Origin of the sequence: Brevibacillus sp. MER 51, from assembly GCF_023714195.1 — a bacterium.
Classification (GTDB): Bacteria; Bacillota; Bacilli; order Brevibacillales; family Brevibacillaceae; genus Brevibacillus.
On record NZ_JAMAUS010000004.1, the window covers coordinates 164,631 to 178,253 of the forward strand.

A 13,623-nucleotide genomic window follows, 5' to 3' on the forward strand; every position below is an offset into this window, starting at 1 on the left:
TAGCATTCACGTATGGGGTTGAATCTTTGGAACTATTATGATTTTGTGAAAAGAATGTTAAGAAATGGGCAACATCATCGATTATTCAAAAAAGGTCATGTGATGCTTTTCGTCCCGGTAGTAAGCGAGACGGTCCTGGAGAGTGCCTGTATGTAATTCGAACTTATGCCCATCAGGGTCGGTGAAATAAATGGAGCGCTTATCCCGCTCCGAACGATCCCGTCCATGCAAAATGGTAACGCCATGCTTTTCCAAGTGAGCGTACCACTCGTCAAATGACTCTTCTGTTATTGTGAAGGCCATGTGTGTATAGGAGTGAGCAATTTCATTGCGTGGGATGTCAGGTTCCTCGTTTAGCGCCAGCCAGTAGCCGTTTAAGTCAAAGTAAGCCAGCTTGCGACCTCGTACGAGTGGTTTGGCATGCAGGACATCCCGGTAAAAACAAAAAGATTTTTCCAGATTAGAGACAGAGAAAAGCAAATGATTCAATCCTTGGAGTTGCGGCAATACGTCCCCCACCTTTTTAGCATTCATCTTGCAACTATTGCTATTGTATGGGGAAAACAGGCAAACCACCAGTCCATTCCGGGTCTGCCTGCATGTGTTTAGGATTGACTTTGTTGAGCTTGCGCTTGGGTTTGCAGCGAGGATTGGACTTGGGACACCATCGTTTGCGCTTGGGCAATTTCCTGTGACGCTTGTTTCAAGGCTTCTTCGGCGAGCTGTGGATTGGCTGCAGATTGCTCGATCGCTTGCGTAATCATATTTTTTGCCAGCGTGGTTGCTGCCTCTGCTTTTTTTAGTGAGTCAGTGTTAATTTGGCTAGGCATTGCTATACCTCCTGCGGGTTTTGATGATGGGAACACCGTATTAATTTGTCCCTCATGCAACGGTTTATGTATATGGATACGCGTCCAACCGTTTTCCTCCCGTGATGCATAGTCTGACAGGGGGAGGGACGTCAGATGAAAAAGCAATGGGTGCAGGTCATTCGATTGGCAGAGCAAGCATTCTTTACGATTATCTTTTCAGCGCATAAGCGGGTGGGGGATCGCGGAATCATTTTGCCAAAGCGGTTCAGTTCCAAGTTGAAAATTCGCCGTTTCCTGCAAAAATTCATGACCCCTTGTCTGGCAAATCGAGTGATCGGCAATCTTGATTTGCGGCGAATAAACGGACGACTCGCGATCCCGGTAGGGGATACGATAGGGGCGCCACCGATTGTAAAATCACAGGTCCTGTCTTCGGGCAGCAAGCGCGCGACACTTGTGGTATGGTTTGCCTTCGATTCCAGTGATCGATTTTTCCGTGTGTATCAGTTGAAAAAGCTTCCAAATGGGCGTTGGATCATTGTAGGGCGCCATCCGCTGGATTATCCTTTTAACCTTCCGCAAGATTTCTTGAAACGGCAAATACCATGTGGGAAAATCTGTACCTCAAGAAGAGAGAAGTTCAATACTAGGAAAAAATGACTATATTCCAAAAAAATCCGGTATTGATATTGGTTCAATTTGTCTGTATAGTATGTAAGTGTTGCGATACTTATCGGAAGTTGTCGAATGAGAGAAGGTCCGATATGGCTGGCAATCGGGAAGTAGCTCAGCTTGGTAGAGTACTTGGCTTGGGACCAAGGGGTCGCAGGTTCGAATCCTGTCTTCCCGACCATTTTCATTTTGAATAAGCCGGTATGGCGGAATTGGCAGACGCGCGCGACTCAAAATCGTGAGGGAAACCGTGGGGGTTCAAGTCCCTCTACCGGCACCAGCAATCTATACATATAGTTTTCGTTATAAGGTGGGGAACAGTGAGTAGGCCTGTTTCTCACTTTTTTTGTCTTTACGACAACAAAGCCTGCCAAAGGAGAGGACACACTTGCGATGGGGTCGGTATGGCAGATGATCTCTTGTACCAAGTGTCAAAAATGGGAAAAGGGACAAAAGTCGTCATGTACATACCTACTCCTGAGGAAATGAATGCCTGATCTATGAACCTGCTGTCATTTCCTTTTGTACCTGCTACAATAGCGTAGTATAGAAGGAAAAGGAGGCGAGAACGTTGAGGCTTGCAGGAAAACAAGTGGTTTGCTTCGTCGAAAGTGAATTTGAGGATCTCGAGCTCTGGTATCCGGTGATGAGATTGCGAGAGGAAGGCGCTACGGTCCATTTTGTAGGCCCAAAGGCAAATCACGTCTACATAGGGAAGTACGGTGTACCGTGTGAGGCCGACAAAGCGATGGCAGAGGTCAATCCTGCCGACTATGCAGGTGTACTCGTTCCAGGAGGGTGGGCACCTGACAAGCTGCGTCGCTATCCAGAAGTGCTGTCGTTTGTGGTTGCGATGCACGAGGCGAAAAAACCAATTGGGCATATTTGCCATGCGGGTTGGGTGCTTGCTTCCGCAAAAATTTTACGCGGGGTAACGACGACATCTACGCCGGGCATTAAAGATGATATGGAGAATGCAGGAGCGATTTGGATAGATGAAGAGGTTGTGGTAGACGGTCACATTGTTGGCTCACGCAGACCGCCTGATCTGCCTGCGTACGCCAAAGCGTTTGCTGATTTGCTGGCACAACAATAGGAAAGAAGGAATCAGGGGCTTGCTCGGATAGACGGGTGAGCCCTTTTTCTTATCGATTCATTTTTTCTGTCTCTATTGTTACAATATAAGGAATGATTTTCATTTAATAGGGGATGATAAGGTGTTCAAAAATCGAGATCAAGTCCCATTAGTAAATGACATCGCTAGCAACGCACATCTTCCTAAAAATACGCTTTTCCCACCAAGTTCCCACCGAAATATGCCACCCATTTTACAACTCGCTAAAAAAGTAGGAAACAAGGCAATGACGAAGCTGCTGCAAAATCAAAAGCAATCTTCAATGCCTGTCATCCAAAGGAAGCTCCATCCGGACAATCTCAATAAAATGAAAGCAGACAAGCCAGATACATATGAAAAAAAGGATTTTGAAAATGCCCGCGGAGATGACGGGAAATTTACGGATGTTCAAGCAGATAAAGGACTTCCCACCTTTTGGGGGTTATTAAAAGAGGTATACGGGGAAGAAAATTTGAATGAATCGTTTTTTCATTTTACAAAAGAATTGGGGGATACCTGCGACCGGCCCCATTCCGTTACTGTTGAGATCACGAAAAACGGCTGGAATTCTGATCGTGACGCGTCCGCACTAGTAACGGCTATCGGTAATCTTGGTTATGAAGAATCGCTTATACGTGATGGGAATGATAAACACCGAGTAGCCAGTTATAATGGGGGGCATTTGGTTGGCTATCAGATTCTGCGGGGAGAAAAAGCAGATCAGCAATGGAATGTTGCTCCACAAGATAAGAAAAATAATCAACAATCTTATAATAATACGATCGAGGAAATGCTGCGAGAGGCAAGAGTCGGAACGAAGTATGAATACACCGTTGAATTACAATACGATCAATATAACTTTTCCGTGGATCAGGATCAATTGAAGAAACGGAACATATTGAAAGAAATAGACTCGGATAAGCCTTGGGAAATTCAGCTTCCTGTACGAATTCCTTTTAAATGGGATGCTACTGCGTTGATGATCAATGATGGGCAATTTGGTTTTCCGACAGACGGGACCTCTTCATATGAACAGTATTCGCAAACCATGGACGAAGCGAATCTGGATTACACAAAGGAAGACACCACTGCCAGATACAATCTATGGCTAGGAGATGGTACAAGCGACAAGAAACTATTTGAAAAAGGTTCCGAAGACTTCGATGATATCAAATGGGTGAAAAATATTCATTTTTCCATGCATCAAGCACTACCGACTGATCGAAAGAAAAACAAGAATCCGATCAATTGGAGGGGAGAGGAAGTCAAGAAAGTAGCCAACTATGGTGATGTTCAAAAAGGACGGGCCACAAAGTCTGCCAACGGTTTAGGAAGGGCAGAAAAAATCCTGGAGCAAAGCAAACACCTAATCCATGAGATTGAAGCCATAGAAGACGTAAAAAAACCAGCAGAATTTGAGCTTCTTCCTGACAAAATCAATGGACTGATTTCAGACCAAATAAAAGGCTTCTTTATCACGAGACTAGGTGAATGTCACATCAAAAACGATTATCAGAAGCTACGTGATGCGAATGAAGATTGGTTAGATTTGTTTTCGGTTCAACAAGAAGAATTGGAAATCTTTCGGATTGGAAAGGAAACATGGAACGAATTAGCCACGAAAATAAATGACCAGGCAAGTCCAGTTCAGATCGAAGAATATATAAAATTGCTTACGGAACTGAAGCGGACCTTATTAAAATTAAAAGATCATCGAGAAAGTCGTTGGTTGTATAAGCGAGTAGTGGATACAACATATCCTGAATATGCAAGGAAACTAGTGGGGTGCATAAGAGGTTCAAGGCAAGAGTATCTGCGTTTGGTAAATCGAAAAAGTAGAGTCGATGAGCTTAGAGAAGAAGAGGAGGAATTGGATGAACAAATAAAAAGATCCAAAAAGAAAGTGAAAAGAGAGGATAACACGACGAAGACACAAGCAAAAGAACGCATGCAAGTAATCCTGCAACAAATTTGTGAACTCGAAAATGAAATACAAGAACTTGAAAATCGGCAAAATAATTATAGTCGTGTCACGTATGAAGAATTTTTAAACGGAAGGTGAACAATGAAAATAAGCAAGGGCTTGCTCGAAAATGCTGAGTAAGCCCTTGCTTTGATGTTGATAGAGGCTTCGTTACGATTTGGAGTTATTCCGTTTCTTCCACGGCGGATCGCCTAACTCATGAATTTTGTTATTGATTTTAAAAAAAAGATAGGGAATCAAAAACGCCATGATCGTTCCTGCGAAGGTCATATAGGGAGGAACTACGCCTAAAAATTTGAGCATGGAATCACCTGTTGTTTTGGCGTTCGGTACGGTTGATTGCACCGATATTGCGTAAATAGACTTTTGCTTGAACTTTTATTTCACTTTTTTCATACAGATGCTGCCCTGTTTCCCAATCCCGCCGAATCTTTTTCCATAGCGAAAAATAATGCTGCTTCAGATAGTTGCCAAGCTTGATGACATCCACTTTCATCTGCTTATGGACCTTCCTGATGGTATCATTACTCATTCGCTCGATTTCTTCGGCAAACACTTGTTCAAGCTTTTCCATCGTAGTGTTATTCAGAGAATCCATTGTGGCGTAAGACTCGGCTAATGTGCCTTCACACTCGATAGTTATCGTGAATTTCATGTGTTGCGGATCGCGTAAATCTGCTTCAATGCTATGCTTGATTCCTTGGATGTTCATCGAGACAAGATTGTTTTTTAACTTGCCTTTCACCATACCTCCGCTAACTTTTCCAGTGAGAAAATTCAGCCCTTCCGTCTCTTCTTCCCCGAGAAAACCAACCAACTGATTGTCATGGGTAAAAACAGCGGCGCCTGCTAATTTTACCTCCTGCTCTTCGGGTCTAATACGCGGAACCACAAAACTGTACGAACTGAGAAGCTCCTCATGGACATCGCCCAATCGGGCCTCTGGGAGCATGCGGGAATTTTTTTTGACGTTTTCTCCAATCGAGTTGACGTAAATAGCGGGCAACTTCTCTGTTTTCGGTTTGACTTCCAGTACTTCTTTAGCGGGGCCATTTGAGATAAATACCTTGCTGCTTCGTCTGGAATCTGGATCGCGTAGATAGAAATCGAGTGCTCTGGCAAATCCGTTTTTCGTACGGGCAACGTCTTCGGAGACGATCAGGATCTTCATATGCTGATAAAACGGAGTTCTGCTGGTCCGGGTAGCCAATTCGCGGGAAATCTCGAAAAGAGAATCTCCCTCGGATACGAGGTTGAGGTAAGCCTCATTGGCTGTGTTTTGACCACCGCCGCTTCCTTGGCCGCCGGAGATCAATCCTCCGGGGACGACGAATTGATGGGTGACGAGAAAGCGCTCTTTTACTTGAGGTTTGTCTGGTGCCTCTTGTTTGGCTTGCTGCTCGGCTTCTTTTGTACGAGGTTTATCAACCGCTACGCCTACCACAAATCCTCGTTCCTCAATTTGAACCTGATCCCAGCATCCAGCCAGCAAAGTCGATAGAAGCAGGAAGATGCAGAAAGCAGTGAGCTGTCTATTCATGACCCTTTACACCCCGTATGATAGCCATGAGGAGCAGCAAAATCGGACATAAATAGACAAGGATCATTCCGAAATAAGTGATGCTGTCTGCAAACGCGAAGAAATCAACCAGGTTTTGTGGGAGCATCGCGACAAAATAAATCATGGGAGAAAGAATGAGCACCCAAAACGTTTTGCGCACCTTGTTGAACATGGAAGACAAATTGAGCACGGTAATATCAAGCCACATCGCACATGTGTTGAAGATCGTCATGATCCAGATGGTGAAGAAAATGGACTCCACCCGCTCAAAAAAACCGCCAGGGATTTCGACCTCTTTTGCCAGCTCGATGGTTGGATAGGTCAGGTTCTTCGCAACCTCCGCAGAGAATACTCCGATGGCGAACATGTAGATGGTCATGTAGAGCAGAATGGGGATCGAGAGACCTAACGTCACGGCCTTTGCCCCTTCCTGAGGCTTTTTCATCAGCATGGTGTAAAAAAGGATAATCTCAAAGCCCGAATAAGACAGTCCGACTACTCTGGAGCCTTCCAAGAGAGAGCGCCAGTCTGATGAAAAGAAGGGGCGGACATTATCGATCTCAAACAACTGGGTAGTAAACAGCAGGACGATGAACATGACGACAAGAACCACAGGCAAAAACAGCAAGTTGAGCCGCAGCATGGCAATGCGTGATCCAATCACGGAATATTGAACGATCAAGAGAAAAGAGAGCGTGATCATTTCCACCGGGGTATTGTAGAACAGGTACTGCTTAGCGATGTTTCCGATTGCCCTGATTTCAAATGAAACAAATAGCATCGTGTAAATACAGACGAGAAAGGTCAAGATGTAGGCGATCGGTTTGCTTGCGATGATCGAGCTGTATTCAAAGAAGCTTTGTCTCGGAAACCGAGCAGCCAGCTTGGCAAGCAGCCAGCCAACCAGACACGCGCAAAGACCGCTAATCACGACGGAAATCCATCCATCGAATGCTCCGGTTGCCTTGGCTAAGGAGCGGGGAAAGGTCAGGATGCCGACGCCGATTGTGACTGAGGCAATATTAATCCCCATATGATTTTTGCTGATCATTTTCTCCGCCAAGGTTTCTGCACTCACTTACGACCCTCCTGTACTCATTCTGTTTTCATCTTTCGTGTGAAGGGCATCTGGTCGGGTTTTCAAAAAGGTAACAGGTGCGCGTAAAATCATATCCTTCCAATCCCTTGGCATCTGTGGAGCAAGAGGCGCCAAATAAGGGTACCCGATGCTGGTCAGATTGGATAAATGAATCATGATGGCAATAAAGCTAAGCACCACGCCATAAATACCAAAAATGGCCGCCATAAACATGGCGAAAAAACGAATCATCCGAAAGGCGATGGCAAGGTGATAAGCAGGGATGGCAAAAGAAGCGATGGCAGTGAGGGCGACGACGATGACCATGACTGGACTGACGATGCCCGCAGAAACCGCAGCATCACCGATGACGAGACCGCCAACGATTCCGACGGTTTGGCCGATCGGCTTCGGCAAGCGTAATCCCGCTTCCTGCAACAGCTCCATCGTCGTCACCATCATGATTGCTTCTACGAATGCCGGAAACGGAACCCCATCACGTGTGGCTGCAATCGAGAAGGCGAGATCTGACGGGATCAAGCCGGGATGAAAGGTGACAAGAGCGATATAAAATGCGGGCGAATAGACAGCCAGAAATGCTGCCAAATATCGCAACAGCCTGGCTAATGAACCGACAATCCAACGCTCGTAGTAATCCTCAGGTGAGTGGAGGAGCAAGCCAATCGTCACCGGCAAAATAAGCACCATGGGAGTGCCGTCCACCAATATCGCAATGCGGCCTTGAAACAATGCTGTACTCACTTTATCGGGCCGCTCTGTGTTATGAATCTGCGGAAAAGGCGACAGAAAATCATCTTCAATCCATTGCTCGATAAAACCGGACTCTTCTACCTCGTCAACATCGATCGTGGATATTCGCCGTCTCACTTCATTTAGTAGTTCTGGATCAACGATGTTTTCAATGTAAGCGATGATCACATCTGTTCGGCTGCGTCTGCCTATGATGGACCCTTCAAAGCGCAAGTTTGGGTCTTTGACGCGTCTGCGAATGTGGACGGTATTGTCCCGGATACTCTCCGTAAAGCCATCCCGCGGACCTCGCACCAAGCCTTCGGAGACCGGCTCCTCAATCGCGCGAGTTTTCCATCCCTTGCTGTCGATAATAATGACTTCGGTCGCTCCATCTACAAAAATGGCTGTATCCCCGGAAAGAATGCCTTCGAGTATTTTTGTCAGATCCGTTGCTTTCGATATTTCAACGACAGAAAGGACTTCCTCATAAAGCATCCGGACAATCTCATCAGGTTCAGTCGGTACTACTTTGGAAGCAGTCGAGATCATCAACTGGATTTGTCCAAGGACTTGCGCATCTAGCATATCGCAGTTCGCCAATCCATCAATCGCAATCACGGCACAGGAATGTGTGGTGTTGCCGATCGTAAAGGAACGAATTAACAAATCGTGTGGGCTGCCGAGCACAGTCTTAAATGTCTCCATGTTTTGTTGCAAACTGGTCGATAGTGCAAGTGCAGGATCATTTCGCTGCTGCAAACGCTGTGCGATAAGAGAGGGAGTTTTCTTTTTGCGACGCTGTGACAAAAATCTGCGCATCATTTTAAGTTCCTCCCGTTCAGATTGCGAATATCATGTTAGTGCGATTTTTTCCAGATGAGAGGAAAATTATGCGGAAGAATAGGCGAATGCTAAATCTTTCATAGTTTTGAATTGAACTCATTTGTGACCTATGGTACATTCGGCATGGTAGAATAGAGTGTAGGATAAAGGAAGTTCTTTTGAACAGGCACAAGTAGAGAGAGTAGGAACGATGGAGAAGGGTGGAATAGAAGTGCTTGACAGTCAAGTATTGATCCGGGAAACGGACTTTTCCCGACTGGCACATACATGGGAAGAACTCGCAGAAGTAATGAAATCGCAGGGAGACGAAACCACGCCGCACAAGCTCATTCAACTGGCCGAGAAAACAAAAAACGCTGAACTGAATATTGCGTTTTGCGGACATTTTTCCGCTGGAAAATCAACGATGATTAATACGCTTCTGGGTGTCAACTTGTTGCCGTCCAATCCGATTCCGACAAGTGCGAATGTCGTGAAGATTCGGGGCGGAGAAAAAGCGGCTCGCGTCTTCACCATGAACAGCGGAGTCCTTACATTTGATCCAGATACGGAGATGGAGAAGCTCAAGCAGTTTGCTGTTGACGGAGATACGGTTGAATCCGTAGAGGTCTCTTATCCGGGAACATTCCTTGACGAATACGCCAGCTTGCTCGATACACCGGGCATTGACTCAACGGATGCCGCACACAAAATCGCTACGGAATCTGCATTGCATTTGGCGGACGTCGTCATTTACATGATGGACTATAACCATGTTCAAGCCGAAGAGAACTTCAATTTTACGAAGACGTTGAAGGACCGTGGAAAACCAGTCTATCTGGTTGTGAACATGATCGATAAACATATTGATTTCGAATTGGATTTCGATAGCTATAAGGAAAGTGTCGAGGAAGCATTCGCGACTTGGAACATTCATCCCGATGGTATTTTTTACACGTCGCTTGCGGAGCCAGATCATCCTGAGAACATGTATGCGGATTTTAAGGGCATGCTCTCGCAGTTGATCGCTGATCGTGAAAAGCTGGTTGGCACGAGCGTTCGCAGTGCTGCCGAGCATTTGATCGAGGAACACATCCAAGTAGTAAGAACAAGCCAGGCAGATCAACGCCAGCAGTGGGAAGCCCAGCTGGATGGTCTGGAAGTAGAAGGCATCGATAGTCGTAATAGAGCGGCTGTGGAGAAAGCGCTTGAGCAGGAGGAAGCGACTGCAGCGGCTCTACAGCAGCGTGCTGAGGATGCCCGAATGCAGATGGAAAAAGAGCTGAGTGTACTCTTGGACAATGCTCGTTTGACTTATTTCAGCACAAACGAAGCAGCACGAAGCTACTTGGAGAGCCGTAAGCCGGGCTTCAAGGTGGGATTGTTGTTTGCAGGCAAGAAGACGGAGGAAGAACGCGCACGTCGTGAAGAAGCGCTTCTCGTTGAGTTCCGCGAAAAAGTGGCGGGAAATCTCGACTTCCATTTCAAAGAATGGCTTGGCAAGCAGCCGCAAGTGTTTGATTTGCGGAGCGAAGAATATCACGCCAGCGTGCACGCGACCAAGATTGAGATTACAGGAGAGTTCCTGAGCAAGCACATCAAAGAGGGTGCTGCTTCGAGTGAGTACGTCCTGAACTACTGTGCGGATATTTCCAGCGGGATGAAGCTGGAGTACAGACGAGTGGGTCTCTCTTTCATTGCACAAGTGGTCGAGATGATAAAGGAGAAAGTGCGTGTAGAAAGTGCAGCTCAAGGCGAGCGTCTTGGCGTATTGCGTGAATTGGCAGCACTGCATCAAAAGCTGGCTGGACTGGCAGCGAGAGAAGAAGAAACCAAGGGTCGTCTGTTGGCGATTATGCGTGGAGGAGAACAGGTAGCATGAATCAACTACGAGACAAACTAATTGCGGCAGCAGAGCGTCTGCGACGCGCAAGTGAAGAAGTCGTATCTGTACCAGGGATGCAAGCACAGGCACAGGCGATGCTGGATCGAGCAGATCGCCTGACTGCCAATCGTTTTACCGTTGCACTGTTTGGCGCATTCAGTGCAGGGAAATCGTCTTTTGCGAACGCTTTGATGGGCGATCTCGTGCTGCCAGTGTCACCGAACCCGACAACAGCGGCTATCAACAAAATCATGCCGCCGACAGATACACATCCGCATGGCACGGTTCGTGTCGTCATGAAAGAGCGTGAAGCCATTGAGCAGGACGTGATCCGTTCCTTAGCTGTCTTTGGTATGACCGCTACTGATCTCGAAGGGGCACTGGCTGAGCTGGGCAAGATCGACGTCGCCCAAATCCCGCCAACGGCAAAACCTCACTACACCTTTTTGAAAGCTGTTACAAAAGGCTTGCCAGAAATGTCGGCTCATCTGGGCGGCGAGCTGCTGGTTGATATGCAAGCGTTTAAAGGGTTTGTGGCAAAAGAAGAAAAAGCTTGTTTCGCAGAGTACATCGAGCTGTTCTATTCTTGTCCGCTGACTGATCAGGGAATTGTTCTGGTAGATACCCCTGGTGCTGACTCCATTAACGCACGTCACACAGGTGTGGCGTTTGAATACATGAAAAACGCGGATGCGGTTCTGTTTGTGACGTATTACAACCACGCCTTTGCACAGGCTGACCGCGAGTTTTTGCTGCAAATGGGTCGCGTCAAGGATACATTTGAAATGGACAAAATGTTCTTTATCGTCAATGCTTGTGACCTCGCAGCGAATGAAGAAGAATTGCAGGGTGTCCTAACCCACGTAGAGAAAAACCTCCTCTCGTGCGGAATTCGCCTCCCACGTATTTATCCGGTATCGAGCCAGACTGCTCTGTTGGCACGTATGCATGAAAAAGGCAAGCTGGCAGCTTCTGCTGAGAAAGTATACCGCCAGCGCACGAATACGGCTGAAGGCGAGCCGCTAATGCCAGCAGATGAAGCATTCAAGTTCTCTGGAATGGCGTCGTTTGAAGCAGAGTTCCTCCGCTTTACGATTGAAGAGCTGACGCAAATTGCTGTGAATGCTGCAATCGGTGAAATCCGTCGCGCCCATGATACCTTGACTGAATTCATGCGTATGGCACAGTCCGGGGAAGACGAGCGTCTATTGCGCAAAGAAGCAGCAAGCAACGCCAAGACACAGGCTCTGTCAGCTGTTGAAGCACTGTCTACCGCTTCGTTCGAACGCGACTTGGCAAAAGAGCGCGAGGAGCTGCTCTACTACGTTCGCCAGCGCTTGTTCTTCCGTTTCAATGAGCTGTTTAATCTGGCTTTTAACCCGGCTGTGATTAAGGACGATGGACGCAACATGAAGCAAGCACTGCAAGGATGCTTGACTGATCTTCTGCGTTCGATCAGCTACGACTTGGCGCAGGAGCTGCGTGCCACTACCCTTCGTTTGGAGAAATTCACGAACAAGCAGGGCACAATGCTTGTTGCGGCGTGGCAAAAGGATGTACAAGGTTATGCAGCAGGTTTGACTTTGGCACCTTATCAGCAGAGACAGGTGGAAACACTCTCCTTTGCAAACGAGCTGCCAGTAACCGAATCCGCATTTGCTTCCGCGATTTCCTTGTTCAAAAACACGAAAGACTTTTTCGAGCAGGATGGCAAAGCAAAAATGCGTGACGAGCTGGAGAAGCGGATGCAAGAACCAGTGAGCGGATATGTAGAAATCGGAAACAAGCAATTGGATGAGCAGTTTTCTACGCTGTTCCAAGAGCTGGTGGCAAGTGAACGCAATCGCGTCATCGACCAGATCAACGAGTACTTCACAGGTCTGTTTGCGGCTCTTGAGATGAACGTCGATCTCGACGAGCTGGCTGCAAAAGTGAGTCGTGTGGCGGCTGAGTTGGAGTAATTAATTTTCTAAAAGTAATAAAGGGCAGTCCCTATGTCTTGTTCAGACCAGGGATTGCCCTTTTTTCGGTAAAAGTGTGGGGAGTGCATAGAGAGTCAGCCCATTCATCACTCTACCCGTAGCAAAATATGCTTGAATCCATCTTCATCTCGTTCGTGCTGAAAAATAACTGTCCACGTCAATGACTCATCAAAAATGTACATGTCAGAGGTGAATCGCGTGTAGTTTTCTAGCAGATGCTTTGCGTCCATCTTCATTACTTTGTCACGAATCATCTCTTTACCAAACGTACTGTACCCTTCCCAAAATACGAGAACCTCGCCTTTTTGGAGTAAAAATGCTGCAGCTTCATTTTTTGAAAGACCTTCTCTGACGATACCCTTATCATTGTTTTTGAATCTCGCTAATTCCCAGAGACAACCTCTGTCCTGTGAAACATATCGCTTATATAAAAATCGACGAAAGCTACAGCTTTCCGTATCAAAAAAGATGGAAACATAGCGTTCTTTTAACAACTTAGAACGTTCTTTCTCTAATGATGGAATCGTACGTGTATTCACAACATCAGGACGATACTGAACTGGACGATAGGAAAATTCTTGTTTATCGCCATTTTTTTTCGTCACTTTGGTAGAGAATCCATAGCTCATTTCTTCGAGATAATTTGTCCTAGCAAACATATCTAGCGTATAATCCAATTGACTCGAATGAAGTTTGGCAAATTGTCCAGCGGGTATTTTTTTCACAAAACACCCACCTGGAATAGCCCCGATATGGCTCACTCTTTTCCCGATGATCGTGCCATATGAATCCCACACCTCAAATATTTTTTCTGGCTCAAGTACATGCTCGATCCCAATGAGCCGAGGATTGTAAAATTGTGCGTAATCATCGTCATGAGAATCAAAATCCAAATCTTGTGGGACCCCAATGACGATCACCTCGTCGAGTTTGCATATTTCCAGCCTCATGGTTCCTCCT

Annotated in this window: 11 protein-coding genes and 2 tRNA genes; 7 read left to right on the forward strand and 6 right to left on the reverse strand. The window is 46.5% G+C overall.

Annotated features, from left to right (window positions below; translation table 11 throughout):
- Positions 1-81: 81 nt before the first annotated feature.
- Together fosB and M3630_RS10505 are read right to left on the reverse strand one after the other, a co-directional pair.
- Positions 82-534 (reverse strand): metallothiol transferase FosB, encoded by a 453-nt coding sequence (fosB, locus tag M3630_RS10500; RefSeq protein WP_483298461.1) that lies wholly within the window; start codon positions 532-534, stop codon positions 82-84.
- A gap of 71 nt (positions 535-605) precedes the next feature.
- Positions 606-830, reverse strand: a complete 225-nt coding sequence (locus M3630_RS10505) for a hypothetical protein (protein WP_173610796.1) — start codon at positions 828-830, stop codon at positions 606-608.
- Between the two features lie 135 nt (positions 831-965).
- Here M3630_RS10505 and M3630_RS10510 point away from each other — a divergent pair, with 135 nt between their 5' ends.
- From M3630_RS10510 to M3630_RS10530, 5 genes are all read left to right on the forward strand, one after another.
- Positions 966-1,472: an IseA DL-endopeptidase inhibitor family protein gene (locus M3630_RS10510; protein WP_251252060.1), complete on the forward strand. Its 507-nt coding sequence runs from the start codon at positions 966-968 to the stop codon at positions 1,470-1,472.
- 116 nt (positions 1,473-1,588) lie between these two features.
- Positions 1,589-1,665: transfer RNA gene (locus tag M3630_RS10515), tRNA-Pro, on the forward strand.
- Positions 1,666-1,681: 16 nt separating this feature from the next.
- A tRNA-Leu gene (locus M3630_RS10520) sits at positions 1,682-1,764 on the forward strand.
- Between the two features lie 291 nt (positions 1,765-2,055).
- Entirely contained in the window at positions 2,056-2,580 is a 525-nt protein-coding gene (locus tag M3630_RS10525) for a type 1 glutamine amidotransferase domain-containing protein (protein WP_173610801.1), read from the forward strand.
- 346 nt (positions 2,581-2,926) lie between these two features.
- Positions 2,927-4,660 carry a hypothetical protein gene (locus M3630_RS10530; protein WP_251252061.1) on the forward strand — a complete coding sequence of 578 codons (1,734 nt, stop codon included), beginning with the start codon at positions 2,927-2,929 and terminating at the stop codon, positions 4,658-4,660.
- Between the two features lie 229 nt (positions 4,661-4,889).
- On the opposite strand, the gene M3630_RS10535 is transcribed toward M3630_RS10530, so the two are convergent.
- The 3 genes from M3630_RS10535 to M3630_RS10545 are packed head-to-tail and all read right to left on the reverse strand — an operon-like array spanning position 4,890 to position 8,796.
- A complete protein-coding gene (locus M3630_RS10535; RefSeq protein ID WP_251252062.1) occupies positions 4,890-6,122 on the reverse strand; it encodes a Ger(x)C family spore germination protein in 1,233 nt (410 codons plus the stop codon).
- Complete coding sequence (locus M3630_RS10540; RefSeq protein ID WP_251252063.1) at positions 6,115-7,221, reverse strand: GerAB/ArcD/ProY family transporter; 1,107 nt, start codon at positions 7,219-7,221, stop codon at positions 6,115-6,117. The genes M3630_RS10535 and M3630_RS10540 overlap by 8 nt, the downstream gene beginning before the upstream one ends.
- Complete coding sequence (locus M3630_RS10545; RefSeq protein ID WP_251252064.1) at positions 7,222-8,796, reverse strand: spore germination protein; 1,575 nt, start codon at positions 8,794-8,796, stop codon at positions 7,222-7,224.
- A 211-nt stretch (positions 8,797-9,007) separates the two neighbouring features.
- Between M3630_RS10545 and M3630_RS10550 the strand changes: the two genes are divergently transcribed.
- A complete protein-coding gene (locus M3630_RS10550) occupies positions 9,008-10,678 on the forward strand; it encodes a dynamin family protein (protein ID WP_251252065.1) in 1,671 nt (556 codons plus the stop codon).
- Positions 10,675-12,642, forward strand: a complete 1,968-nt coding sequence (locus M3630_RS10555) for a dynamin family protein (protein WP_251252066.1) — start codon at positions 10,675-10,677, stop codon at positions 12,640-12,642. The genes M3630_RS10550 and M3630_RS10555 overlap by 4 nt, the downstream gene beginning before the upstream one ends.
- A gap of 107 nt (positions 12,643-12,749) precedes the next feature.
- Here the strand turns inward: M3630_RS10555 and M3630_RS10560 are convergent, their stop codons facing one another.
- A complete protein-coding gene (locus M3630_RS10560; RefSeq protein WP_188069490.1) occupies positions 12,750-13,613 on the reverse strand; it encodes a hypothetical protein in 864 nt (287 codons plus the stop codon).
- Positions 13,614-13,623 lie beyond the last annotated feature (10 nt).

Bases quoted from the DNA above. Each gene is read 5' to 3' on its own strand.
- fosB (WP_483298461.1), bottom strand. From the start codon at position 534: ATGAATGCTAAAAAGGTGGGGGACGTATTGCCGCAACTCCAAGGATTG.
- M3630_RS10505 (WP_173610796.1), bottom strand. From the start codon at position 830: ATGCCTAGCCAAATTAACACTGACTCACTAAAAAAAGCAGAGGCAGCA.
- M3630_RS10510 (WP_251252060.1), top strand. From the start codon at position 966: ATGAAAAAGCAATGGGTGCAGGTCATTCGATTGGCAGAGCAAGCATTC.
- M3630_RS10530 (WP_251252061.1), top strand. From the start codon at position 2,927: ATGAAAGCAGACAAGCCAGATACATATGAAAAAAAGGATTTTGAAAAT.
- M3630_RS10535 (WP_251252062.1), bottom strand. From the start codon at position 6,122: ATGAATAGACAGCTCACTGCTTTCTGCATCTTCCTGCTTCTATCGACT.
- M3630_RS10545 (WP_251252064.1), bottom strand. From the start codon at position 8,796: ATGATGCGCAGATTTTTGTCACAGCGTCGCAAAAAGAAAACTCCCTCT.
- M3630_RS10550 (WP_251252065.1), top strand. From the start codon at position 9,008: ATGGAGAAGGGTGGAATAGAAGTGCTTGACAGTCAAGTATTGATCCGG.
- M3630_RS10555 (WP_251252066.1), top strand. From the start codon at position 10,675: ATGAATCAACTACGAGACAAACTAATTGCGGCAGCAGAGCGTCTGCGA.
- M3630_RS10560 (WP_188069490.1), bottom strand. From the start codon at position 13,613: ATGAGGCTGGAAATATGCAAACTCGACGAGGTGATCGTCATTGGGGTC.